Source organism: Candidatus Omnitrophota bacterium (genome assembly GCA_023227985.1).
Lineage (GTDB): Bacteria > Omnitrophota > Gorgyraeia > Gygaellales > Profunditerraquicolaceae > JALOCB01.
In genome coordinates, this window is record JALOCB010000012.1 from 24,703 (window position 1) to 47,695 (window position 22,993).

Sequence of the window (22,993 nt, forward strand, 5' to 3'; positions counted from 1 at the left end):
TATCCGCCTTGTGGCGGAGAATATACGCCGGTGTTGTGACGACAATTGACACCCGGCGTAATTGGAATATACGCTGGTGTTGTGTCTCTACACAAGGAGGAAAAAGTGTTTAAGAAATTAATGAATGCGGTTTTTACGTTGTGTTTCTCGGTATTGATCGGTTTCAGCGCGTGGGCCGCTGAGATCGATGTTTTGGTGGATAAACTCGTGGAAAAAGGGGTTTTGACCCAGGGTGAAGGCCAGCAGTTGATAACCGAAGCAAAGGAAGAAACAAGGAGAGAATTGGCCCAAGGCAAGAATGAAACTCTCCCAAAATGGCTGCAGACTACCAAGTTCTCCGGAGATATGCGCATACGTTACCAGGGTGAGACCAAGACCGGGTCTAAGCACCGGGACAGGGGGCGTTTCCGCCTGCGCTACGGGTTTGAGATGAAGCCGAATGAGCTAATGAAAGTCGGTTTTAGGATGGCTACGGGCGAAAACAAAACCAATGGCCCGGAGCAAACTTCAACCAACCAGTCTTTCACCAATTCTTTCCAGAATAAGAATGTCTGGGTCGATCGGGCTTATGTGGAATATAAACCGTTCGGCAATCAGGATCTTTTGCTTTTAAAGGATATGACGTTGATCGGAGGTAAGTTCGCCAATCCGTTCTACACCACTGACCTGGTTTGGGACGGAGATATCAATCCGGAAGGCGGCGTGGTTAAATTCACCCCTTCTTTCGGGACTGCGATGAATCCTTTCCTTACTATAGGGTTCCTGCCTATCGGCGAAAGCAGCTCTGACTCTAATGACCCATTCCTCTTCGCCGCGCAAGCCGGGTTAGGCGGCACGGTTAAAAACCGGCCGTATAAGGCAGCTGTTTCTTATTATGATTATGAAAACGTTAAAGGAAACGCCTGGAATGCCTACAGCGCTAACTATACTCCCACGATCAACAACTCATTGGACGGCACGCTCCTGAAGTATGATTTTAATATACTGCAGGTTGTCGGGGAATTCTCGCCAATGGACCTTACGTTATTTGGTAATTCCATGCCTTTGACCATACAGGGCGATTATGCCAAGAACCTGGCCCCGGGAGCTATCAGGGATGATACCGCCTGGCTCGCCGGATTGAAACTGGGTAAGGCCAAAAATAAAGGCACCTGGGAGGCGTTTTGGAATTACCGCCAGATCGGACAGGATGCTGTTCTTGCTACTATCAATGACTCCGATTTTCATCTTGGGGGCGTTGCTGCTAAAGGCAATAAATTCGGCCTGACTTACGCGATCATGCCTAATTCAACTATAGGTTGCGCGTATTTTATGACAGATCCGTACAGGAGTTATCAGACCGCCACCAAGAAACATATTGATATTTACCAGTTTGACTGGGTAACCAAATTCTAATATGACACCCGGCGTAATAGGCACCCGGCGTTATCTGAATACGCCGGTATCCGCCTTGTGGCGGAGAATATACGCCGGTGTTGTGAAGACAAGTGACACCCGGCGTAATAGGCACCCGGCGTTATCTGAATACGCCGGTATCCGCCTTGTGGCGGAGAATATACGCCGGTGTTGTGAAGACAAGTGACACCCGGCGTAATTGGAATATACGCCGGTGTTGTGTCTTTACACAAGGAGGGGAGAATGAAACGTTTAAGCAGTTTAACAGTATTGTCAATTCTCGCGTTAGGCTTAGCAATACCGGCTTACGCGGAAAAGATCGTGGTTGAAGGTTCGACCACAGTCTTGCCTATTGCCCAGCGGGCAGCTGAGGAATATATGAACGCTAACGCCGGGTCGGATATATCGATCCGGGGCGGCGGATCAGGCGTGGGCATTACTTCTTTGATCGAAGGGGCCTGCGATATCGGGGATTCTTCCCGGGCGATCAAGGATGAGGAATTAGAAAAGGCGGTAGTCCGCGGCAGATCGCCGAAGGCAAATGTTATTGCCATGGACGGAATTGCGGTAATAGTTAATTCCGCTAACCCTATAGGAGAATTAAGCAAAAAACAGCTTAAGGATATCTACACCGGTAAAATATCGAATTGGAGCCAGGTTGGGGGATCAGAGGACAAGATCGTGGTAGTGTCCCGTGACTCGGCCAGCGGTACCTATGAGGCGTTCGGCGAATTAGCTTTGGATAAGGCTAAGGTAAGGCCGGATGCTCTTATGCAAGCCTCCAATCAGGCCGTAACTTCTGTAGTGGAAAAAACCCCGGGAGCGATAGGTTATGTTGGATTAGCCTATATGTCCGGAGTGAAAGTTATCAAGTTAGACGGTGTAGCAGCTTCGAAGGAGACTGTTTTAAGTAAAGAATACAAATTGTCCAGGCCGCTGTTTATGTACACTAATGGCAAACCCTCAGGATTGGTCAAAGAGTTCATTGATTTTATTCTGAGCGATAAGGGCCAGCAATTGGTAGAAGAAGAAGGTTATGTGAGTATTAAGTAGTAAAAGATGGTCATTTTCCTGTGCGGCGAGTGTTTGAAGCCGCGGCACTCGCCGCACTAAAATAAATAAAAAGCGATCGATAAAATTATGCATAAGCAAAAAGAAAAAATATATAAGTGGATATTCGCCGGGTTAGCGTTTTCTTCTTTAATATTCCTTGTGGGAATCGTAATCCTTTTATTTAAGGAAAGCCTGCCGTTTTTACGCAAAATCGGCATATTAGACTTTATATTAGGAAGCAACTGGTATCCTACCCATGAACAGCCGGAATTCGGTATCTTTCCTATAATACTGGGATCATTATGGGTGACTGCGGGAGCGATGCTGTTTTGTGTGCCTTTAGGAGTAGGGAGCGCCTTGTATATACATGAACTTGCTTCCAGCCGCCAACGGGCCTTTTTGAAACCGCTGATCGAGATCCTGGCGAGTATTCCTTCAGTGGTTTTCGGTTTCTTCGGTATGACCATAGCCGCGCCGTTATTACAGAAGACATTTCATCTGCCCACGGGATTATGCGCTTTCACCGCCAGCCTGATACTGGGTATAATGGCTGTGCCTACGGTATGCAGCCTGGCTGAAGACGCGTTATCCTGCGTACCGGTCAGTTTCCGCGAGGCATCCCTGGCAGTGGGAGCGAATAGATGGCAAACTTTGATCAGAGTGGTCATTCCCGCCGCCGGATCAGGCATATCTACCGCTATTATCCTGGGCATGAGCCGGGCTGTGGGCGAAACCATGACCGTATTGATGATAGCCGGAGGAGCGGCGGTGATCCCGCACAGTTTCTTTGAACCGGTCAGGCCGATGACTTCCACCATAGCGGCGGAAATGGGCGAGGCGGTAATGGGAGGGCTGCATTATAACGCTTTGTTCGCCATAGGCCTGGTTTTATTCCTTGTTACTTTAATTTTCAATATTATGGCGGAGATAATCAGCTGCAGATGCCGGTTGAAGTTAGGAGCCTGCAGATGAGCCCCGTTAGGCAAAGGCATTTCGCGAAATACACTTCATCGCCTAATGGGGTTAAGAAGAACATTACTCAAGGCTTGGGGTTCGGACTCATAACATTATGTATTTTAGTTACCTTGATCTTTTTGGGAGCGGTAATTTATTTTGTCGCGGTCAGGGGTATAAAGGTTATCTCATGGGAGTTCCTGACCGATGTCCCCCGCAAGGCGATGACCGCGGGCGGAGTGGCCCCGGCGATCGTAGGCACGCTGTATCTGACTTTAGGGGCTATAATCTTTGCTTTGCCTCTTGGTTTGGCCTGCGCGATATACCTTAATGAATACAGCCCTAAAGGCTATGTGGTAAATATTATCCGGATGAGTATTAACAACCTGGCTGGAGTCCCGTCTGTTGTATTCGGGCTTTTCGGCCTGGCGCTTTTTGTTAAATTTTTTAAATTCGGGGTATCTATTGTTTCCGGAAGCCTGACCCTGGGTATCCTGGCTTTGCCGGTGATTATTTCCGCTTCCCAGGAGGCCTTGATGGCTGTTCCCCATTCGCAGCGGGAGGCTTCGCTGGCTTTAGGCGCGACGCATTGGCAGACAATAAGAAAGATCGTCCTTCCGCACGCGCTGCCGGGGATCCTGACCGGGGTGATCCTGAGTATAGGAAGGATCGCCGGAGAGACCGCGCCGATCCTTTTTACCGCCGCGACTTTTTATTCCAGGGGTTTTCCCCGTTCGGCGTTTTCCGAGGTAATGGCTTTGCCGTACCACATTTACGCGCTTATGACCGAAGGCACGCATCCGGATAAGCAGGTGGCGATAGCTTACGGCTGCTCGCTGATCCTTTTGGCAATGGTCCTTTTAATATCCACAATAGCGATCATTATCCGGCAGAAACAAAGGAGAGAAAATGGCTAAACAGTTATTGCAGGAACTATATTTAAATAAACTATCCCGGGGGCAGCCTAAACAATTATTCCAACCTGATCCTGGCGGGCAGGTAAAGATCAAGGTGGAAGGCCTGGATTTCTTTTACGGCAAGGCACAGGCGTTAAAGAAGATCAACCTGGATATCTATGAAAACAGCGTAACCGCGATTATCGGCCCGTCAGGCTGCGGCAAATCCACCTTTATAAGGCTCTTGAACCGGATGAACGAATTGGTCCCGAATACCCGTATTTGCGGCAGGATCAGCCTTAACGGGGAGGATATCCTTGATCCTCGGATGGACGCCGTGGATATAAGGCGCAAGGTCGGGATGGTTTTCCAGAAACCTAATCCTTTTGCCAAGAGTATTTTTGAGAATGTCAGTTACGGTCTGAATGTTAACGGGGTAAAAAATAAAGGCCTTATAGAAGAAAAAGTTGTGCAGTCGTTGAAAAAAGCCGCGCTCTGGGAGGAGATCAAGGACAGGCTGAATGATAATGCCTTAAGGCTTTCCGGAGGCCAGCAACAGCGGCTCTGTATTGCCCGCTGCATAGCGGTTGATCCGTCGGTGCTTTTGTTCGATGAGCCGTGCGCCAGCCTGGACCCCATATCGACCGCTAAGATCGAGGAATTGATCCTTGAGCTTAAGCGGAATTACACTATTGTCATCGTTACCCATAATATGCAGCAGGCGGCGCGCGTTTCCGACTATACGGGGTTTTTCCTGATGGGCGAGCTTGTCGAGTTCGCCAGGACCCAGGATATTTTTACCGCCCCCAAGGATAACCGGACAGAGGCGTATATAACAGGGAGATTCGGATGAGCCGGAAGAAGAAGGTATTGTTCATATGCGTGGAGAATTCCTGCCGCAGCCAGATGGCGGAGGGATTCGCGCGGTTCTATGGTTACAGGTTCCTGGAGGCTTACAGCGCCGGCTCTAACCCTTCCGGAGAGATTAATCGCGACGCCATAGAAGTGATGAAAGAGGCGGGGATAGATATATCCGGACAAAGCTCGAAAGGGTTCAAGAATCTCGCGGAACGGGATTTCGATTACGTCATCACTTTGGGGTGTCAGGACCAATGCCCGTTCATCCCGTCTAAAAAGAACGTTGAGTGGGATATCGACGACCCGAAGGGAAAATCAATGTATTTTTTCAGGCAGGTCAGGGAAAAAGTCCGCGAAAGAGTAAAAGGCCTGATCAAAACGATCATCGCGGAAGAAGCGGAATTAGGCAGGGACGCTTTAAACACTATATAAAGGTGAAAAATGGAAAGACATTTCGATGAAGAGTTGACTGATTTGAAACGCGACATCCTGCTTATGGGATCTTTGGTGGAGATGGCGATATTTGAATCCATTGAGGCGTTAAAAGAAATGAACCCTGACCGGGCGGCAGATGTGGTCAGGTCGGACAAGGTGATCGATGAGTTTGAGATAAAGAACGCCAAGACCTGTGTGGACCTTCTGGCGTTGCATCAACCGATGGCGGTAGACCTGCGTTTCATCACTATGGCTATGCAGATAAATACCGACCTGGAACGCATGGCTGACCTGGCTGTTGATATCAGCCAGCGGGTCATGGAACTTGCCGGCCAACCTTTGCTTAAACCTCTGGTGGATATACCTAAACTCGCGGTGATCGCCTGCGAAATGACCCGGGACGTAATAAACGCATTCTTGAACGACGACGCCGGCCTGGCGAGAAATATCATCCGGCGCGATGACGCGGCTGATGAATTGCGCAACCTGGTCCAGAATGAATTGATCAGCGATTATATGTTGAAAGACAGCGCCAGTATCCCGCGAGCCCTGCCGTTACTTTTAGTAGCCCGCCATCTTGAACGCATCTGCGATCACGCCACCAACATAGCCGAAGACATAATATATATGATCGAGGCGAAAATGATAAAGCACCACGAGTTTATTTAACACGGATTTAACATGGATTTAACATAGGCCTAACACCGTTGGTCTAATATATCTTTTTAATCAAGGAGGGGATATGTTCAGACGTTTAACTACGGTGTTTTTTTTGTTTTTTGGGGTTGCCTCAATATGTTTCGCGGCCAAGGGCAATAATTGTCTGCAGATCAAAGGTTCGGACACCATGGTAAACCTCGTCCAGTCCTGGGCGGAGAAATATATGGAGGTTGATCCTGATGATTTTCTGGCGGTTACCGGAGGAGGCTCAGGTACAGGGTTATCCAGCCTGATCAGCGGGTCCTGCGATATCGCGATGAGTTCGCGTTTTATTACAGCTAAAGAAATCGACCTGGCAAAGAAAAAAGGTATCGAGCCTTTTGAGATAAAAGCGGCTCTGGACGGATTGGCAGTGGTGGTTAACCCCAAGAACCCATTGAGTAAATTGACCATCGATCAGCTTGCCGGGATATTTACCGGGAAAATAAAGAATTGGAAAGAACTCGGCGGCATGGACGCCAACATCGTCCTGCTTTCCCGGGAAGTGAATTCAGGCACGCATGTTTATTTCAAAGAGCATATTTTGCGCAAAGGCAACCCCGCTTCAACCGAGGAGTTCGCGCCGTCAGCCCTGATGTTGTCATCTTCGCAGGCTATCGCCGATGAAGTAGCCCAAAATACTTCGGCAATAGGTTATTACGGCATGGGTTATATCGGCCCAAAGCAGAAAGCCATTGCCGTCGCCAAAGATGAAAAGGCGGTGTATGAGGCCCCGACAATAGATAATGTGATAAAAGGGTTATATCCTATATCCAGGCCGTTATTGATATATACTAACGGAGAGCCCAAAGGACTGGTAAAGAAATTCATCGATTACGCGCTGTCTAAAGAAGGCCAGGAAATAGTGGCGCAAACGGATTTTGTGCCGATAAAATAACAAACTATACGTGTGCTTCCCCAATTCGTTAACGCATCAAAATCATTTCAAATAATTTTGATGCACTCATTGGGATGTCGCTAAATGCGCAATCCTTTGCGGCTTGCGCGGAATTGTGCTCCATGCGTAAAATAAAAGAATTCATAATCGAGAAGCTGATCCTATTGTGCGGGTTGGCTTCCATTTTTTTTGTCATCCTTATTTTTATTTTCCTTTTAAAAGAAGGATTAGCGCTGTTTAAAACCATCGGCGCGGACAAGTTCCTCTTCGGCCAGAAATGGTATCCTATATCAGAACCGGCGCAGTTTGGGATATTGCCGTTGATCCTGGGTTCGCTTCTGGTGACTTTCGGCGCGGCTGTTATTTCCATCCCCATAGGCATAGGATGCGCTTTATATATCGCCGAGATCGCCCCGCCTAAAACAAAAGAGTTCCTTAAGGCCGGTATTGAGTTGCTGGCGGCCATCCCCAGCGTGGTTTTGGGTTTTATCGGCATGGTTACGCTTGTCCCGTGGGTAAAGAGTGTATTTCATCTGCCTACCGGACTGACCGCTTTATCCGGATCGATAATGCTGGCGTTCATGGCTATGCCGACCATAGTTTCTATAGCCGAGGACGCGCTTTATTCTGTGCCGAAATCCTATAAAGAAGGCGCGTTTGCTCTCGGCGCGACGCATTGGCAGACCATTCACCGGGTGATCCTGCCCGCGGCTTCATCGGGTATCCTGGCAGCGGTGATGTTGGGTATAGGCAGGGTGATCGGAGAGACCATGGCGGTGATGATGATCACCGGAAATGCCGCGATCATGCCTAACAGCATCCTTCAGCCGGTGCGCACCCTGACCGCGACAATCGCCGCGGAGATGGGCGAGGCGGTGGTGGGCAGCGAGCATTATTTCGCGCTTTTCGCTGTGGGTATAGTTTTATTCATCATAAGTTTCGCTATTAACGTCAGCGCGGACATGTTCCTGCATAAAGATAAATGAGAGCCGAGAAGACCCAGAAAATAGCCTTCTTCTTTTTATTGCTTTCCACTTTGCTGATAGTTATCCCTGTAGGCTTGATCGTGGTGATCATAGCCCAAAAAGGATTGCCGGCGATAAACTGGCAATTTCTCACGGATATCCCCAGGCAGGGGATGCGCGGCGGAGGCATCTTCCCTGCTATATTAGGGACGATATATCTGGTAACCGGCGCGATCGTTTTTGCCCTGCCTATCGGCCTTCTGGCGGCGATATACCTGAGCGAATATTCCCGGGATAACCTTTTGAACAGGATTATAAAACTGGCGATCGTTAACCTTGCCGGAGTACCTTCGGTAGTTTATGGTTTGTTCGGCCTGGCGATATTCGTGGTTTTCTTTAAATTCGGCGCGTCCATACTTTCCGGTTCGCTTACCCTGGGGATAATGATACTGCCGATCATTATTACCGCTTCGCGCGAGGCCCTGGAGAGCGTTCCGTATTCTTTCCGGGAGGTAAGCCTTTCTTTAGGCGCGAGCAAATGGCAGACCATACGCCATATAGTGCTGCCTAACGCTATTCCGGGGATCCTTACCGGGACAATCCTGGGTTTAGGCCGGGCTGCCGGAGAGACCGCTCCGATCTTGTTCACCGTAGCGGCGTTTTATCTGCCGCGGCTTCCGCAGTCCATATCCGACCAGGTCATGGCCTTGCCGTATCATTTATATGTTATCTCTACCCAGGTCCCTAATGTCGCGGAGAAGGTCAGATACGGAACTGCTCTGGTATTGCTGGTCCTGGTTTTGTTTATGAACCTGGTGGCGATCATAATCCGGTATCAGTTCAGAAAGAAAAAGAAATGGTGAGAATTGGCGATAATTTCCCGGAGTTTTTCTCAGCGCATGAATCTGGCAGTTTGTTCGCTCAGGGGCGATTTTACCCTTTGGGCCGCCAAAGATCTTTCGTGTCTCGGCGCCTGCAGAACTCGCTTTTTTTGCTCCGGCAAAAAGCGCTCAAACAGCTTCGGCGTCCTCGGCCAATAGGCCTCGATTCCCTATCTGCTCAAGTTGCTTTGGCTAAAATCGACATTCGCTCACAGATCCGCCAGATTCATAGCGGACTAAACTTAAACGCAACGAGAAATTATTCTTTGTTTTCATATTTAAAGGTTTGCGGTTGACGCGGCATGGTGAGATAGCGAGGACTGTGTCACAAAGCGGGTTCCGCAGACCGCAGGTCGAGGACTGTTCGAGCGACTGACACAGTCCTCGCTAATACAATGCCTCGGCATGACTCTCAAAAGGTATAATTATGAATAAAATAAATAAATTCAATATTAATGATCTGAATATCTGGTTCGGCCCGGTCCACGCCTTGAAAGGCGTGAATATGAGCGTTGACGCCAACAAAATATTGAGCGTTATCGGGCCTTCGAACAGCGGGAAAACCACTTTTTTGCGGATGTTGAACCGCCTGAACGAAGAAAATCTGTCTTTCCGCATGCGGGGCAATGTTGACATGGACGGTAAGGAAATACATTCCATGGATAAAGAGCTCCTGCGCAAAAAGATCGGCATGGTTTTTGCCCTGCCTCTGCCGTTGCCGCTATCGATATTCGACAACGTCGCCTACGGCCCGCGCATGCACGGTATCCGCGGAAAAAATGAACTGCGCAGTAAAGTCGAGCGCGCATTAAAACAGGCGTATATCTGGGATGAGGTAAAAGACAGGATGAGTGAATCGGCATTTAAACTTTCCGGAGGCCAGCAGCAGCGCCTTTGCATTGCCCGGACCCTGGCGGTTGACCCGGAGGTGATCTTGTTCGATGAACCCTGCTCCGGCCTTGATCCGATCTCTACGGCTAAGGTTGAAGACACAATGCTCGAGCTTAAGAAACAATACACTATTATACTTGTGACTAATAATGTGAAACAGGCGGCGAGAGTGGGCGATAAGACCGTTTTTTTCCTTTCCGGCGAGTTGGTAGAGTTGGATTCTACGGAAAAAATATTCACCGCGCCGACTGACAAACGCACGGAAGATTATATCAGAGGTAAATTTGGATAATAACGCTGGGAAGCATAAAATATCCGTTAAAGCCCTGAATTTGTGGTATGAGAATTTTCAGGCATTGATCGATGTCCGCGCCGCATTCAAGGCAAACCGGATAACCGCTATGATCGGCCCGTCCGGCTGCGGGAAATCCACGCTGCTGCGCGTTTTGAACCGGATGAATGATCTGATCGAAGGCGTGCGCATAACCGGGCAGGTGAACATAGACGGGATAAATATCGTTGATCCACAGACGGACTTGATCGCTTTGCGCAGGAGAGTGGGAATGGTCTTTCAAAGGCCTAATCCTTTCCCGTTGTCGGTTGCCGAAAATATCGCTTTCGGGTTGAAGATCCACGGTATGGCCGGAAACAGGAATATGCTCGATGAAGTGACTGAGAAAAGCCTGAAAGCAGTGCTTTTATGGGATGACCTGAAGGATAAACTGGACAGGCCGGCTCTGCGGCTTTCTCTGGAGCAGAAACAAAAACTGTGCATTGCCAGGCTGATCGCGGTAAAGCCCGATGTCCTTTTAATGGATGAGCCATGTTCCACCCTTGATCCGCAGGCAACTGCCAGGATAGAGGAATTAATGCGTGAATTAAAGCGAGATTATACTATAATAATCGTTACGCATAATATGCAGCAGGCTGCGCGGATCTCCGACGATACCGGATTTATGCTTTTAGGCGAACTTGTGGAATTCGGCAGGACCGGGGACATATTCACCGCGCCGGCAGATAAACGGACAGAAGATTATATTACAGGAAGGTACGGATGATCGCGTTTAAATTTCTAAAATCCTTATAAAATCGGAGACTGATATGGAACGGCATTTTGACCAGGAATTAATGGAGTTGAACAAGGAAATACTGAGAATGGGGGCTTTTGCCGAAGAGGCGATCTGCAAGTCTATTGAGGCGTTGAGCAGCCGGGATAAGGATTTGGTCAGCGAGGTGATCGATAATGACGCCAATGTGGATAAGCTGGAGCTGGAGATAGACGAGAAATGCGTGGATCTTATTGCGCTGTACCAGCCTATGGCCAAAGACCTGCGATTTATTACCACCGGCATGAAGATCAATACGGAATTGGAGCGTATTGCGGATATTGCCGTGGATATCGCCCAACGGACCCTGGAATTAGTGGACAAGCCGCTTTTAAAACCGCTGGTGGATATACCGAAACTGGCTGTGGTAGCGCAGAACATGGTTAAAATGGCTATAGACTCTTTTGTCAACGGCGATAGTGAATTAGCTAAAAAGGTTTTGTCTTCGGATTCCGAGGCGAACCGGTTAAGGGACCTGATACAAAGCGAGCTTATAACCGATTATCTGGTAAAAGACGGGACTACCGCTCCCCGGGCTGTCCAGCTTTTGTTGATCGCGCGTTTTCTGGAGCGCATCTGCGACCATGCCACTAATATAGCAGAGGATGTGATCTATATGGTCCAGGCCGAGGTGGTTAAGCATCATCCCGAGAGATTAAAAGGTAATTAATAGCTTTAAGCGGGGATTCAAGCCGTATAAACTGCATTTTACAGATAGCCCTTTCCGTTGAGCCAATTTCCGGTTTCATCATAATATCCTTAACACATTGGTATCCCGAAGGTTATAATAAAATTTTATTTGACTTTTATTTTTATTTGAGGTATATTAATTCACGAACCAGTTGTAAATAAAAAGGTTACAGAATACGGGGAAAACGATTGGTAGATAATAAATTCAATATACTTGTCGTTGATGATGAACAGGATGTGCGGGATTATTTGGGCCGCGGCCTGAACCGCAGGGGTTATTATGTTATTGAGGCTTCCAGCGCGGAAGAAGGCATAGAACAGGTCAGGAATAATGATGTGGATCTGGTGCTTCTTGATGTTAAACTGCCGAATATGGAAGGCTCGGATGCTTTAGGGGAGATGAGGAAGATACATCCGGAGATCGAAGCTATTATGATCACCGGGCACGGGACCATAGAATCCGCGACAGAGTGTATGAAAAAAGGGGCTTATGATTATGTGGAAAAGCCCTTGAGCATCGAAAAAATAGTGCTGATGATCGAGAAGGCTTTGGAAAAACATCAGCTTAAAGAAATGGTCGCTTTATACGAGATAAGCAAGGCTATATTCTCAACTATAGAAATGAACGATCTGCTGGAGATAATCGTTGATCTGACCATGCGGGTCCTTCAGGCGGACGATACCTCAGTAATGCTCTTTGATGAGCAGAATAGATTATATATTGCCATATCTTACGGCCTGGAAGAACAGATACAGAAAGAAACCCGGTTGGCAGTAGGCGAAAGGATCGCCGGCTGGGCGGCTGAATATAAACAATCCCTTCTTTTGATCAACGGATTAAAAAATGATTATAGATTCGAAGGCGTGCGCGGCAGGGAAGAGATAAAATCCTCTCTGGTCGTCCCTTTGCTTAAGAATGATAAACTTCTGGGGATACTTACGGTCAACCGCATGCGTATCCCCAACAACTTCAATAAGGCGGACCTTTACAAAGCTAATATATTCGCGTCATTAGTAAGCCTGGCTCTCGATAATGCCAATCTCTATAAGGAATTCAAGAAAGCCCAGGAACAGGTGGTTAAAATCAACGCTGAGTTATTAAGCAGCGTTATTGACCTGCGAAAGATGAACGCGGACCTGCAGAACAGCCAGCGGCAATTGGTGCAATCGACCAAAATGGCGGCTTTGGGCAGGCTGGTCGCTGATATGGCCCACGAAGTAAATAATCCGCTGATGATCATTTCCGGCAGGGCCCAGCTTTCCTTGATGGAAGAGATCAAGAATGAAAAGGTGAGGAATAATATTGAGATCATGCTGGAAGAAAGCCTGCGGGCCAAGGATGTGATGCAAAGGCTGCTGCGTTTTTCCCGCCCGAGTAAGGGCGAATTAGGCCGGGTTAATATAAATACCAGCATAGCCGGGCTGGTCCCGATAATAAAACCTCAGTTTGAAATGAGCGGGATAACGATCCGGACGGATTTTTCCGAAACCCCGCTTTTTGTGTTGATAGAAGAGAAGCATATCCAGGAGGCGTTATTAAATATCCTGAATAACGCCAAAGACGCGATCAACGGTAAGGGGGAGATCGTGATTGCTACCCGCGCCGAAGCGGATTTCGCCCGGATAGACATAAAAGATTCCGGCTGCGGCATGCCCCAGGATGTCATGGACAGGATATTTGACCCGTTTTTCACCACTAAGGAAAAAGGGACGGGTTTGGGCCTTTCCGTGTGTTACAGCATAATAAAGGACTCTAACGGTAATCTGCGATTTTCCAGTTCGCCGGGGGAAGGGACTACCGCGACCATTCTTTTACCGTTAGACGATAAGGGTGAAAAATGAAGAAGATCCTGGTGGTGGACGACGAACTAAGAATAATAAAGATATTAGAGGAGTTTTTGACAATAAAAGGTTTTGAAGTGGTTACTTCGCTGGGAGCGGAGAACATACATGAAATCCTGGATAACGACAAAACAATAGATCTTATGGTCCTGGATATGAAGATGCCCGGGACAAGCGGCATGGCAATACTCCGGGAAATGAAGGATAAGAATATAAATATGCCGGTAATCATATTTACCGGATCGGTCGATATAAAGAAATACCGCAATGAATTAAAAGAAATGGGCTATGATTACCTGGATGCTATTTATAAGCCGGTGAATCTCCAGGAGCTTTTCGATAAGATAAACAGCAAGCTCTCCTGAAATTATGTCCCGCGTTTTTTATCCCTGTTATAAATCTTCTTGTCCGGTAAAATAATAAGTATATAATTAAAGAGAGAGTGTTTTTACAATAACCTTATAGGAAAAGGACAGGCTGATATGAAAACCATAAAATTCGATTTCAACAATATGTTCGATTTCAGCGTCGGCAAAAGCCACGGGGTAACCGCTAAAGATTTACGGTCAGCCGGGGCGGCGGCAAAGAAGGCGCATCAGCATTTGAGCGCTGTCCTGGCGGATAAGGCCAGCCGCGTGAGCCTGGGTTTGGAATGGCAGAATCTTCCGTCTCAGGATAAAAAGCTCATCCGGGATATTCAGAGGCTCGGGAATAATATCAGCGCCAAGTACGATAATGTTATCTCGCTGGGTATCGGCGGATCGTATCTGGGATTGAAGGCTGCCCAGGATGCGCTGGCGCCTGCGTATTATAATGAATTCGCCGGACTGCGCAAAGGCCGTCCCCGGATATACCTGGAAGGCAACAACCTTGACCCGCAGCCTTTGGCCGCGTTATTGAGGAGCCTGAACCCGAAAAAGACCTTTGTTATTGTTATCTCTAAATCCGGCGAAACCACCGAGACCAAAGCCGCGTTCGCGGTGGTCGAGCCATGGTTGAAGAATGGCGCAGGCCCTAATTACGGCAGGCAGATCTTTGCTATTACCGATCCTGTGTCCGGCGCTTTGCGTAAGAAGGTAAATGCCGCGCATGCCAAAGACAGTTTAAGTTTTAATTCTCTGCCGCTTTTGAAAGGCGTGGGAGGGCGTTATTCGGAATTGAATATGGGATTGCTGCATCTGGCTATCCTGGGCGTTGATATCGCCGAGGTCTTAAGCGGGGCAAAGAGCATGTCAGCCAGGTGCCGGGCAGCCGATCCGCTGCGCAACCCGGCATATATGTACGCTTTACTGCATACCATACTTTACCGTAATAAGAATAAGCCGATCGGGATACTTATGCCTTTCTGCGAATCCCTGAAATCCACAGCTGACTGGTACTGCCAGCTTTTGGCGGAAAGCACGGGTAAGAAATACGCCAGGTTGATAAAGAAGGGAAGCGACGGGCGGGAGGAATGGGTTATGGACCGCAAGCGGATAGTCAATCTCGGCAGGACCCCGATCTCTACCCGCGGGACGAATGATCTGCATTCGGTCCAGCAGAATAATATCGAAGGCGTTAACGACAAGACGGTGACTTTTATCCGCGTTGAGAACTTCAGATCCGATATAAAAGTTCCGGGCAAAGGGGATCTGCTTTCCGGCAAGGCTTATTCCAAACTGCTTGGTTTGGCGCAGGAAGCTACCGAATGGGCAATGGTCAGGAACCAGCGCCCTAACTGCACTATAATATTGCCGGAGGTCACCCCGTTTTTCTGGGGGCAATTGCTGTTTTTCTTTGAGATGGCTACTGCCTTTGAAGGGGAATTATTGAATATCAACGCCTTTGACCAGCCCGGAGTGGAAGGCTACAAGAATTATATGTATTATAAGCTGCGCAAACCGGGGCTATCCCGGGATATCTCCTCTGAAATAGAGAAATATCCTTTGGTCAAGCGATCGCGGTTAATAATATAAGGATCATCGCTGCCTGGCCGTGGCAATTGTGTTTATAAACAGGTTGACGGAAGTTTAAAGCGGTTTAAGGGAATTTGAGGCGAAGTAAATGCTGAAACCTATCAATGCCAGTCCGCAGACGAAGATTATCCCCCGGTAGACCTTCAGGGAAATGAATTTCCTGCCTTTGCTGATCACCAGCGCGACCAATCCGTACCATATGAAATCCGCCAGGATGTGCCCCAGGAAGAAAATGATCACTGCCGTTAGGCCGGATTTCTTGGCCGCCAGGGTCAAGCCCAGGCCGATACTCAGCCACCATATCGACCAGTAAGGGTTGGTTATGCTCATAGTAATTCCTAAGAGGATCAGGCTGGATGATCTTACGGGTTTGGTTTGAGTTTCGAGATTGAGCTTGGGTAAGCTGGAGATCATTCCTATGCCGAAAAAGGCAAGTATTAATGCCCCCAGAAGAGAGATGGCCAGCATTAAGGCCTGATTATGCATAAAGTTGGCCAGGCCGAAAATGATGACCCCGATCATCAGCGCTTCCATTACGGCATGCCCGGCACAGATCAGCGGCCCGGATTTAAAACCGTGTTTTACGCTTTGCGAGATCACCGCGGTAAGCAGGGGTCCGGGCATAAGCGCGCCGGAGAAAGCTATGGTGAAGGAAACCAGGGATATTAAAATATATTCGGTCATTTTAAGTGTTGGTCTGTTGGGGTTGTCTGGATTATTCTATCATTGATCCGGTATTTTTCCAGACAATTGATTTTGGTTGAATTGGGTTTTTTATGGTATATAATAATTACATTCAGCGTTAATCGTACCCGGCGTAATTCGCACCCGGCGGTATTGTAACCGCCGGTATCCGCCTCCTGGCGGAGAATGTACGCCGGTAATGCGGTAAGCGTACACTTGCCTATCCGATAAGGCAAGGTGTGTTGCTTTTGATAATATTGACACCCGCTGCAATCGGAAGATACAGCGGTGTTGTCTACGGAGACAAGGGGTTATATGGCGGGTAATTTTTCTTTTGATATTGTTTCAGAAGTGGACCTTCAGGAAGTGGATAACGCGGTCAACCAGGTTAAGAAAGAGCTTAGCCAGCGGTATGACTTTAAAGGCAGCAAGGCATCGCTGGATCTCGACAAGGTTGAAAAAAAGCTGACCATCATAGCGGATGATGATTTTAAACTGCGCTCGATGAAAGATATCCTGGCCACAAAGATGGCTAAACGCGGTGTTTCGTTAAAGTCCCTTGTTTTTAAGGACCCGGAAAAAGCCTTTGAGGGAACTTTAAGGCAGTCAGTGGAAATAGCCACCGGCATAGATAAGGAAAAGGCCAAGGACCTGGTAAAGGTCATCAAGGACCTGGGGCTTAGGGTGCAAACTCAGATAGAAGGCGAGAAGGTCAAGGTTTCTTCGCCCAAGAAAGACGAACTTCAGTCGGTGATCAGCCATTTAAGAGCCATAGACTTTCCTTTAGCGCTTAGTTTCTGCAATTACCGTTAGGCTAGCCAGCGTATGGATAAGATAAAGAAGATCCTGATCATATCCTCCGATGAAAACTTAAGGAAAGTCCTTAATTTCTGTTTTGACGGATGGGGATATGAGGTCTTCCTGCAGGAAGCGCCTTTCAATGATATAAAATACGTTAAAAAGATCGCGCCTGACGCGATCGTAGTTGATGTGTATTCCGCCAGCAAAGCCCATCTTTCCATATGCCAGTTGTTAAAAGACGATTTTATTACAGCGTTCATTCCTGTTATCACTTTGATCAATAAAAGGCAGTTAAGAGAACAGCTTTTGCTTCTTAAGCAGGGAGTGGATGATTACCTGATCAAGCCCCCGGATCCTTTGGACCTGCGGGTGCGCATAGAGATGGCTATAAAAAGGGCGCAGTTCAGTTTTTATACTACTCCGCTCACCGGGCTTCCCGGAGGCAGGATGATCGAAGAGACACTGAATGATAAGGTTGCCCGGGGAATGTCTTTTTCCTTCGGTTACATAGACATAGATAATTTTAAGTGTTACAACGATGTTTACGGATATCAAAAAGGCGACCGGATCATTATGCAGACCGCCTATATGCTCTATACTACGATCAGGAAATACGGCAATAAAGACGATTTTATAGGCCATATCGGCGGAGATGACTTTGTTTTTATCACCAGCGTATCCAAATCCGTGGATATTTGCCGGAATTTCATCTGTTTGTTTGATAACATAATCCCGTTCCATTATTCTTTGACCGACCGTAAACAGGGGTTTATAATTGCCAGTGACAGGAACCATCAATTAAAGAAGACCGCTTTGATGAGCGTGTCCATAGCCCTGATCAACCAGCATACCCCCGAAGATTTTAAGAATATCGTCCAGATAAACGAGAAGGTCGCCCAGATCAAGCACTATTTAAAACAAATGCCGGGGAGCAAATTTATGGCCGACCGCCGTAGTTCCGCTGAAGGCAGGAATGGCGCGCCCCAGGTGTATAATAAGAAAGAAAAGATCCTGAACGCCTACCGGCCGTTGGGCCAGATCCTGGTGGAGTTGAATATTATATCGTTGGAACAGTTGGATGAGGCGTTAAAAATACACTGGCGCAGGGATGCTTTGCTGGGAGAGACGCTTAAGGACCTGGGTTATATCAAAGAAGAGCAACTGCAAAGGGCGCTGGCTATGCAGATGGAAAAGATCAGCGCTTTGATAAATGACCGGCAAGGATTGGTATTGAAAAATTAATTGGATATGTCGCTATCACCCGGACTTATAGGAATGTCCGGTATGCGGTTCCTGCGCGTGTGTTTCTACACAAAGGAGGTTGAATATGAAGAAGGCGCTTACTATAACATTAACGGTAATATTGGGCCTGGCGGTTATTCTGTTGTTGACCAAGAATATGCTGGTGAAATTCGCGGTTACTAACGGGATAAAGGCGCTTACCGGGGTTACGGTGAAAGTCGAAAGCATAAAAGTCGGCGTATTCAAGCAGGTCGTTGCCGTGAATAACCTGCAATTGTTCAATCCCAAAGAATTCACCGATCAGTTAATGGCGGATATTCCGGAGATCTACGTGGATTATGACCTGGGAGCCTTTATGAAGGGTAAGGTGCATTTAAAGGAGCTCAGGCTTAACCTGAAAGAACTGGCGGTAAACAAGAGCGCCAAAGGTAAAATAAACCTGGAATCATTGCAGTCTTTGCAGCCGAAAGGCTCAGGGCCAGCCCCGGAGATAGCCATAGACTTGCTCAAACTGGATATCGACAAGGTCGTTTACCGGGATTACTCCTCCGGGGGCAGCCCTCAGGCAAGGGAATTCAACGTGAATATACACGAGCAATACGAGAATATAACCGACCCTAATCAGCTGGTGATGATCATTCTGAGCCGGGCGTTGGTCAATACTACAATAGCCCAGATCGCCAAGATAGGCGGCCCGTTGAAGAAGGCCCTGGGCAGCACCGTCGGCGCTGCCTCGGAGGCTGTAGGCAATACTATAGGGATAGCCGGCGATACCGTAAGCAAAGTGACGGGCACGTTAAAAGGCCTGTTAACCGGCAGTAAAAGCCAATGAGCTGCTGACGGGTTGATTTACTCTTTACGCTATGATATAATTACTCTGCTTCAGTACGGCTTACATAAGATAAATACCGAAAGGACAAGCGCTATATGCAAGAAAAGGCTCCGGGGGATATATTACAAGGCAGTTCCATCGCTCATTTCGTGATCGACGAGAGCCACGCGGTTATTCATTGGAACCGCGCCTGCGAGGCGATGACCGGCTATTCCGAGAAACAGATGTTAGGCACTAAAGATCATTGGAAACCGTTTTATCCCGTTGAAAGGCCATGCCTGGCCGACTTGCTTCTGCAAAAAGCCACAGAGGAAGACTTATTGCAGAATTACAAAGGGATGAAGATACGGAAATGGGAACTTTTGGAAGGCGCGTATGAGGTGGAAGGTTTTCTGGCTCCGTTAGGAAAGAATGGAAGATGGCTGAGGTTCACCGCCTCCCCATTACTGGACCAGGAAGGTAAGCTTGTAGGCGCGATCGAGACCCTGGAAGATATAACCGAGCGCAAGATAGCCGAGGCGGAAAAAGAAAAACTCCACCGGGAACTCGTCCTTTTCAACAAGCGGCTGCAGCAGTTGGCCCTGCGCGACCCGCAGACAGGCCTTTACAATCATCGTTATTTAGAAGAGGTCATTGAGGCCGAGGTTACCCGGGCTAAAAGATACGAGCAGCCCCTGTCTTTGATCATGATCGACCTGGATTATTTTAAATCCATCAATGATACATACGGACATCATTTCGGAGACCTGGTCTTGAAACAATTATCCAGGCAATTAAAAATGATCGTTCGGCGTTATGATATAGTGATCAGGTCGGGCGGAGAGGAGTTCGTGATAATCTGCCCGGGGACCGACCGGCTTCAGGCGATAATGCTGGCCCAACGGATGCTGGACGCGATCAATCTGTATAACTTCGGGGATAAAAAACAGTCGGTCAAGGTAAAGTTAAGCCTGGCGGTAACATCCTACCCGGAAGAAAAGATAGTGGACAGCATGGATATGGTGGATATAGCCGAACAGATACTCAATAAGGCCAAGGAATACGGCGGTAACCGGGTGTATTCTTCATGCGATGTGAAAAAAATAGGCTCGAAATCCAGGCAAAAGTCCAGCGGGAAGAAGGAGAATATCGCTGAACTGCAGCATAAGCTGGGCCAGGTTACCAAAAACGCCAATGAAAGCTTGATCGAAGCTATCTTTGCTTTTGCCAAGACCATCGAAACCAAGGATCATTACACCGGCGAGCATGTTGAGCAGACCGTTTATTACGCCATTGAAATAGCCAAGATGCTGAAATTCAGCAGGGAAGAGCTTCAGAACGTGCATCAGGCCGCGATCCTGCATGATCTGGGTAAGGTAGGAATAAGCGATAAGATCCTGCTTAAGGACGCCAAGCTTACCGAAGAAGAGTATTCACAGATCAAAAAACACCCTCAGATAGCCGCGGATATCCTCAGGCCTATACGTTTTCTGCACGCGATCATACCGTTCATACTTTATCATCATGAACGCTGGGACGGACAGGGTTATCCCAGCGGCCTCAAGGGAGATGTGATCCCTATGGGAGCGCGGATCATAGCGGTGGCCGATGTCTATCAGGCGTTGATATCCAACCGGCCTTACCGCAAGGCCTTTACCAAGGAACAGGCGATAAAGATACTGAGAGAAGGCAGCGGAAAGCAATTTGATCCCAAGATCATCAGGGTATTCCTGAAGGTGTTAAAAGTGAAGAAATAATCCTATGTTGCCGGTTCAAACATTTCTTTTTTACGGGTTATTGGTGTTTTTATTGCTGGCCGCGGTAATGAGCGGAGTTTCTTTGGCCAGGCATAACCTTAGGGCAGGTAAGTCCGTTGCTGACGAGATCGGCGGATTGAAGTCCCGGATCAGGGGATTGGACGGTATTATCCGGGAAAAAGAAGACAGGCTTCAGAAACAACTGCAGGTTGTCGATAAACAGGCTGCGGAGAATGAGATATTAAAGGCGAATAAGGACGATCTGGGATTGCAGCTCGCTGATCTGAAAGAACGCTTAGGCAAAGAGACAGCTTTAAAAACCGATTTAGCCGCTAAGGTTGTTGAACTTGAAGAGGAATTGGCAAAGGCGCGCAAGGAATCAGCCTTGTCCAACCAGATGCATGAAGGGCTTAAAGGCCAATACGACGAGCTGGAAGAAAAGTTCTCTCAGTTGTTCCAGCAGTTTTTAGAGGAGCAAAAAAAGAATCAGCCTTTGGTCAACCTGCAGACGCCCCCCTCTTGACGCATAACCTGTAAATCCCGAAAGGATAATCTGCTAAAATGGGCAATATCCACAGCAACGCGCTTGGTAATATCGAACAGAAGATCCGGGACAACGCGGATAATCCTCTGCGCCGGCATGTTTTAGAAAACGCCAGGGATTTTAAGCGTTCCTGGATAGAGCTGGGCCGGTCGCTTTACTCGGTGTGGAAGGATAAGCTCTACAAAGAATGGGGCTATCAGGATTTCGACAATTACACGGCCAAGGAGATCGGCATACGCAAGCAGACGGCGATGAAACTCCTAAGGTCGTATTTTTTCCTGGAGAAAGAGGAACCGGGTTATCTTAAAGAGAGCATCAGCGAAACCGCCAAGGCGGTGAACGTTCCCAGCTATGAATCGGTCGATCTGTTAAGGCTGGCTAAAGAGAAAAAGGACCTGGATGCAGAAGATTACGCGAACCTTAAGGAAGCGGTATTCCAGAAAGGCAAGGACAGCCGGGAGGTTAAGAAAGACCTGACCAGCCTGATCCGCCAGCGCCAGGAATTGGAGCCGGAAGAGGCCTGGGAGCAGAAAAGGCAAAGATCTATAAAAAGATTCATCGGAACGCTTAAGTCGCTAAAAGAAGAGATAAAAAGTTCGAAGATGCTGCCTGCCTCGCTTGTACAGGATGCAGACGCTTTTATTCGCAAGTTGGAATCCGAACTTCAATAAACTGAAAGGTCCGAGTGAAAGCTTTTTTAATAAAATGGTTGGTTAATATAACGGCTTTAGTGGCGGTGGCGAGTTTTGTCCCGGGCATCTCCGCGGATAAATGGCAGACGGTGGCGGTTGCGGCGTTGGCCCTGGGCTTGATCAATGCCTTTTTGCGGCCCTTGATCATAAGATTGACCCTGCCGTTGAATATCCTGTCTTTCGGGTTGTTTACTTTTCTGATAAACGCTTCTTTTTTCTACCTGGTTTCGCGGATCGTCCCCGGTTTCGAGGTGGTTGATTTCCGGAGCGCTTTTTGGGGGGCTTTATTGTTCAGCTTCATCAGTTTCATTTTAAACGTATTCCTTGGGCCTCAGGGGCATTCCGACCTGCGTTTCTACCGCGGGCCGCAACCCGGGGGGAATAAATACAAGGACGTCATTGACGTGGAGGGCTCAAGCGACTCCGGGAGAAAGGGCGGGGACAGCGCCGCGAAAGTGGCAAAACCATGGATAAAATAAAAAAATATTTTATTACCGGGATAGTATTGATAATACCGGTATACCTGTCTATATACCTTCTGGCGAGCATCTTCATTTTTCTGGATAATCTTCTGGGCCGGTTCATCAATGTTTACCTGCAGTCGATCCTGGGGTTCTCTGTTTTCGGGCTGGGTTTCCTGGTTTTCCTGATCTTGATCGTTTTGATCGGCTGGCTGGCCAAAAGGTTCATCGCCCATAGATTATTCGTCGAATTCGAAAAATGGTTCGCCGGGCTCCCGTTGATCAGGAATATTTACCCGGCGATAAAAGAAGTGCTCCTTTTCATTACCACCCAGAAAGAGCTGGGTTTTAAAAAGGTGGTATTGATCGAATACCCGTCCAAGGGGCTTTATTCCATAGGTTTTTTGACCAACGACCAGTTTGAGATCGTCAATAAAGCGGCGGGCGGGGATATGGTGTCGGTGTTCATCTCCACGACCCCCG

At 48.0% G+C, this 22,993-nt stretch carries 25 protein-coding genes; 24 read left to right on the top strand and 1 reads right to left on the bottom strand.

Going from position 1 to position 22,993, the window contains the following annotated elements; translation table 11 throughout:
* Positions 1–105 precede the first annotated feature (105 nt).
* The 16 genes from M0R35_04120 (at position 106) to M0R35_04195 (ending at position 15,518) form a co-directional block, all read left to right on the top strand.
* Entirely contained in the window at positions 106–1,395 is a 1,290-nt protein-coding gene (locus tag M0R35_04120; protein ID MCK9594843.1) for a putative porin, read from the top strand.
* A 243-nt stretch (positions 1,396–1,638) separates the two neighbouring features.
* Positions 1,639–2,448: a phosphate ABC transporter substrate-binding protein gene (locus M0R35_04125; protein MCK9594844.1), complete on the top strand. Its 810-nt coding sequence runs from the start codon at positions 1,639–1,641 to the stop codon at positions 2,446–2,448.
* Between the two features lie 87 nt (positions 2,449–2,535).
* Positions 2,536–3,420 (top strand): phosphate ABC transporter permease subunit PstC, encoded by an 885-nt coding sequence (gene pstC / locus M0R35_04130; protein ID MCK9594845.1) that lies wholly within the window; start codon positions 2,536–2,538, stop codon positions 3,418–3,420.
* Entirely contained in the window at positions 3,417–4,319 is a 903-nt protein-coding gene (pstA, locus tag M0R35_04135) for a phosphate ABC transporter permease PstA (protein ID MCK9594846.1), read from the top strand. The genes pstC (M0R35_04130) and pstA (M0R35_04135) overlap by 4 nt, the downstream gene beginning before the upstream one ends.
* Positions 4,312–5,151 carry a phosphate ABC transporter ATP-binding protein PstB gene (gene pstB / locus M0R35_04140; GenBank protein MCK9594847.1) on the top strand — a complete coding sequence of 280 codons (840 nt, stop codon included), beginning with the start codon at positions 4,312–4,314 and terminating at the stop codon, positions 5,149–5,151. The genes pstA (M0R35_04135) and pstB (M0R35_04140) overlap by 8 nt, the downstream gene beginning before the upstream one ends.
* Positions 5,148–5,588, top strand: a complete 441-nt coding sequence (locus M0R35_04145; GenBank protein MCK9594848.1) for an arsenate reductase ArsC — start codon at positions 5,148–5,150, stop codon at positions 5,586–5,588. The genes pstB (M0R35_04140) and M0R35_04145 overlap by 4 nt, the downstream gene beginning before the upstream one ends.
* A gap of 9 nt (positions 5,589–5,597) precedes the next feature.
* Complete coding sequence (gene phoU, locus M0R35_04150) at positions 5,598–6,260, top strand: phosphate signaling complex protein PhoU (protein ID MCK9594849.1); 663 nt, start codon at positions 5,598–5,600, stop codon at positions 6,258–6,260.
* Between the two features lie 73 nt (positions 6,261–6,333).
* Positions 6,334–7,188: a phosphate ABC transporter substrate-binding protein gene (locus tag M0R35_04155; GenBank protein ID MCK9594850.1), complete on the top strand. Its 855-nt coding sequence runs from the start codon at positions 6,334–6,336 to the stop codon at positions 7,186–7,188.
* 122 nt (positions 7,189–7,310) lie between these two features.
* Entirely contained in the window at positions 7,311–8,174 is an 864-nt protein-coding gene (gene pstC / locus M0R35_04160; GenBank protein ID MCK9594851.1) for a phosphate ABC transporter permease subunit PstC, read from the top strand.
* Positions 8,171–9,016: a phosphate ABC transporter permease PstA gene (gene pstA, locus M0R35_04165; GenBank protein MCK9594852.1), complete on the top strand. Its 846-nt coding sequence runs from the start codon at positions 8,171–8,173 to the stop codon at positions 9,014–9,016. The genes pstC (M0R35_04160) and pstA (M0R35_04165) overlap by 4 nt, the downstream gene beginning before the upstream one ends.
* Positions 9,017–9,461: 445 nt before the next feature.
* On the top strand, positions 9,462–10,217 hold the full coding sequence (locus tag M0R35_04170) for a phosphate ABC transporter ATP-binding protein (GenBank protein ID MCK9594853.1): 756 nt from the start codon (positions 9,462–9,464) through the stop codon (positions 10,215–10,217).
* Complete coding sequence (gene pstB, locus M0R35_04175; protein MCK9594854.1) at positions 10,210–10,983, top strand: phosphate ABC transporter ATP-binding protein PstB; 774 nt, start codon at positions 10,210–10,212, stop codon at positions 10,981–10,983. Before M0R35_04170 ends, pstB (M0R35_04175) begins: the two co-directional genes overlap by 8 nt.
* A 43-nt stretch (positions 10,984–11,026) precedes the next feature.
* Complete coding sequence (gene phoU, locus M0R35_04180) at positions 11,027–11,701, top strand: phosphate signaling complex protein PhoU (protein MCK9594855.1); 675 nt, start codon at positions 11,027–11,029, stop codon at positions 11,699–11,701.
* A 209-nt stretch (positions 11,702–11,910) separates the two neighbouring features.
* Positions 11,911–13,563, top strand: coding sequence for a response regulator (locus M0R35_04185; GenBank protein ID MCK9594856.1), 1,653 nt, complete (start codon positions 11,911–11,913; stop codon positions 13,561–13,563).
* The gene (locus M0R35_04190; protein ID MCK9594857.1) at positions 13,560–13,928 is read left to right on the top strand and encodes a response regulator; all 369 of its coding nucleotides are present in this window, start codon (positions 13,560–13,562) and stop codon (positions 13,926–13,928) included. Before M0R35_04185 ends, M0R35_04190 begins: the two co-directional genes overlap by 4 nt.
* A 117-nt stretch (positions 13,929–14,045) precedes the next feature.
* Positions 14,046–15,518: a glucose-6-phosphate isomerase gene (locus M0R35_04195; protein MCK9594858.1), complete on the top strand. Its 1,473-nt coding sequence runs from the start codon at positions 14,046–14,048 to the stop codon at positions 15,516–15,518.
* A 54-nt stretch (positions 15,519–15,572) separates the two neighbouring features.
* Here the strand turns inward: M0R35_04195 and M0R35_04200 are convergent, their stop codons facing one another.
* The gene (locus tag M0R35_04200; protein ID MCK9594859.1) at positions 15,573–16,202 is read right to left on the bottom strand and encodes a LysE family translocator; all 630 of its coding nucleotides are present in this window, start codon (positions 16,200–16,202) and stop codon (positions 15,573–15,575) included.
* 315 nt (positions 16,203–16,517) lie between these two features.
* Here M0R35_04200 and M0R35_04205 point away from each other — a divergent pair, with 315 nt between their 5' ends.
* The 8 genes from M0R35_04205 to M0R35_04240 all read left to right on the top strand — a co-directional run.
* The gene (locus M0R35_04205; protein ID MCK9594860.1) at positions 16,518–17,015 is read left to right on the top strand and encodes a YajQ family cyclic di-GMP-binding protein; all 498 of its coding nucleotides are present in this window, start codon (positions 16,518–16,520) and stop codon (positions 17,013–17,015) included.
* Positions 17,016–17,027: 12 nt separating this feature from the next.
* A complete protein-coding gene (locus M0R35_04210; GenBank protein MCK9594861.1) occupies positions 17,028–18,245 on the top strand; it encodes a diguanylate cyclase in 1,218 nt (405 codons plus the stop codon).
* Positions 18,246–18,330: 85 nt separating this feature from the next.
* Positions 18,331–19,077 (top strand): hypothetical protein, encoded by a 747-nt coding sequence (locus M0R35_04215; GenBank protein MCK9594862.1) that lies wholly within the window; start codon positions 18,331–18,333, stop codon positions 19,075–19,077.
* Between the two features lie 95 nt (positions 19,078–19,172).
* The gene (locus M0R35_04220) at positions 19,173–20,813 is read left to right on the top strand and encodes a diguanylate cyclase (GenBank protein MCK9594863.1); all 1,641 of its coding nucleotides are present in this window, start codon (positions 19,173–19,175) and stop codon (positions 20,811–20,813) included.
* A 43-nt stretch (positions 20,814–20,856) separates the two neighbouring features.
* Positions 20,857–21,336 (top strand): hypothetical protein, encoded by a 480-nt coding sequence (locus tag M0R35_04225; protein MCK9594864.1) that lies wholly within the window; start codon positions 20,857–20,859, stop codon positions 21,334–21,336.
* A 38-nt stretch (positions 21,337–21,374) separates the two neighbouring features.
* A complete protein-coding gene (locus tag M0R35_04230) occupies positions 21,375–22,028 on the top strand; it encodes a hypothetical protein (protein ID MCK9594865.1) in 654 nt (217 codons plus the stop codon).
* A 14-nt stretch (positions 22,029–22,042) separates the two neighbouring features.
* On the top strand, positions 22,043–22,528 hold the full coding sequence (locus tag M0R35_04235; protein ID MCK9594866.1) for a phage holin family protein: 486 nt from the start codon (positions 22,043–22,045) through the stop codon (positions 22,526–22,528).
* Positions 22,516–22,993, top strand: a 478-nt coding sequence (locus tag M0R35_04240) for a DUF502 domain-containing protein (protein ID MCK9594867.1), incomplete at its 3' end; no start/stop codon positions are given. The genes M0R35_04235 and M0R35_04240, both read left to right, overlap by 13 nt.

Excerpts from the sequence above, each read along its gene's own strand:
- M0R35_04210 (MCK9594861.1), top strand. The coding sequence starts at position 17,028 with ATGGATAAGATAAAGAAGATCCTGATCATATCCTCCGATGAAAACTTA.
- phoU (MCK9594855.1), top strand. The coding sequence starts at position 11,027 with ATGGAACGGCATTTTGACCAGGAATTAATGGAGTTGAACAAGGAAATA.
- pstC (MCK9594845.1), top strand. The coding sequence starts at position 2,536 with ATGCATAAGCAAAAAGAAAAAATATATAAGTGGATATTCGCCGGGTTA.
- M0R35_04125 (MCK9594844.1), top strand. The coding sequence starts at position 1,639 with ATGAAACGTTTAAGCAGTTTAACAGTATTGTCAATTCTCGCGTTAGGC.
- M0R35_04170 (MCK9594853.1), top strand. The coding sequence starts at position 9,462 with ATGAATAAAATAAATAAATTCAATATTAATGATCTGAATATCTGGTTC.
- pstA (MCK9594852.1), top strand. The coding sequence starts at position 8,171 with ATGAGAGCCGAGAAGACCCAGAAAATAGCCTTCTTCTTTTTATTGCTT.
- pstB (MCK9594847.1), top strand. The coding sequence starts at position 4,312 with ATGGCTAAACAGTTATTGCAGGAACTATATTTAAATAAACTATCCCGG.
- M0R35_04205 (MCK9594860.1), top strand. The coding sequence starts at position 16,518 with ATGGCGGGTAATTTTTCTTTTGATATTGTTTCAGAAGTGGACCTTCAG.
- M0R35_04215 (MCK9594862.1), top strand. The coding sequence starts at position 18,331 with ATGAAGAAGGCGCTTACTATAACATTAACGGTAATATTGGGCCTGGCG.
- pstA (MCK9594846.1), top strand. The coding sequence starts at position 3,417 with ATGAGCCCCGTTAGGCAAAGGCATTTCGCGAAATACACTTCATCGCCT.
- M0R35_04155 (MCK9594850.1), top strand. The coding sequence starts at position 6,334 with ATGTTCAGACGTTTAACTACGGTGTTTTTTTTGTTTTTTGGGGTTGCC.
- M0R35_04145 (MCK9594848.1), top strand. The coding sequence starts at position 5,148 with ATGAGCCGGAAGAAGAAGGTATTGTTCATATGCGTGGAGAATTCCTGC.
- M0R35_04190 (MCK9594857.1), top strand. The coding sequence starts at position 13,560 with ATGAAGAAGATCCTGGTGGTGGACGACGAACTAAGAATAATAAAGATA.
- M0R35_04200 (MCK9594859.1), bottom strand. The coding sequence starts at position 16,202 with ATGACCGAATATATTTTAATATCCCTGGTTTCCTTCACCATAGCTTTC.
- pstC (MCK9594851.1), top strand. The coding sequence starts at position 7,311 with ATGCGTAAAATAAAAGAATTCATAATCGAGAAGCTGATCCTATTGTGC.
- M0R35_04220 (MCK9594863.1), top strand. The coding sequence starts at position 19,173 with ATGCAAGAAAAGGCTCCGGGGGATATATTACAAGGCAGTTCCATCGCT.
- M0R35_04230 (MCK9594865.1), top strand. The coding sequence starts at position 21,375 with ATGGGCAATATCCACAGCAACGCGCTTGGTAATATCGAACAGAAGATC.
- phoU (MCK9594849.1), top strand. The coding sequence starts at position 5,598 with ATGGAAAGACATTTCGATGAAGAGTTGACTGATTTGAAACGCGACATC.
- M0R35_04195 (MCK9594858.1), top strand. The coding sequence starts at position 14,046 with ATGAAAACCATAAAATTCGATTTCAACAATATGTTCGATTTCAGCGTC.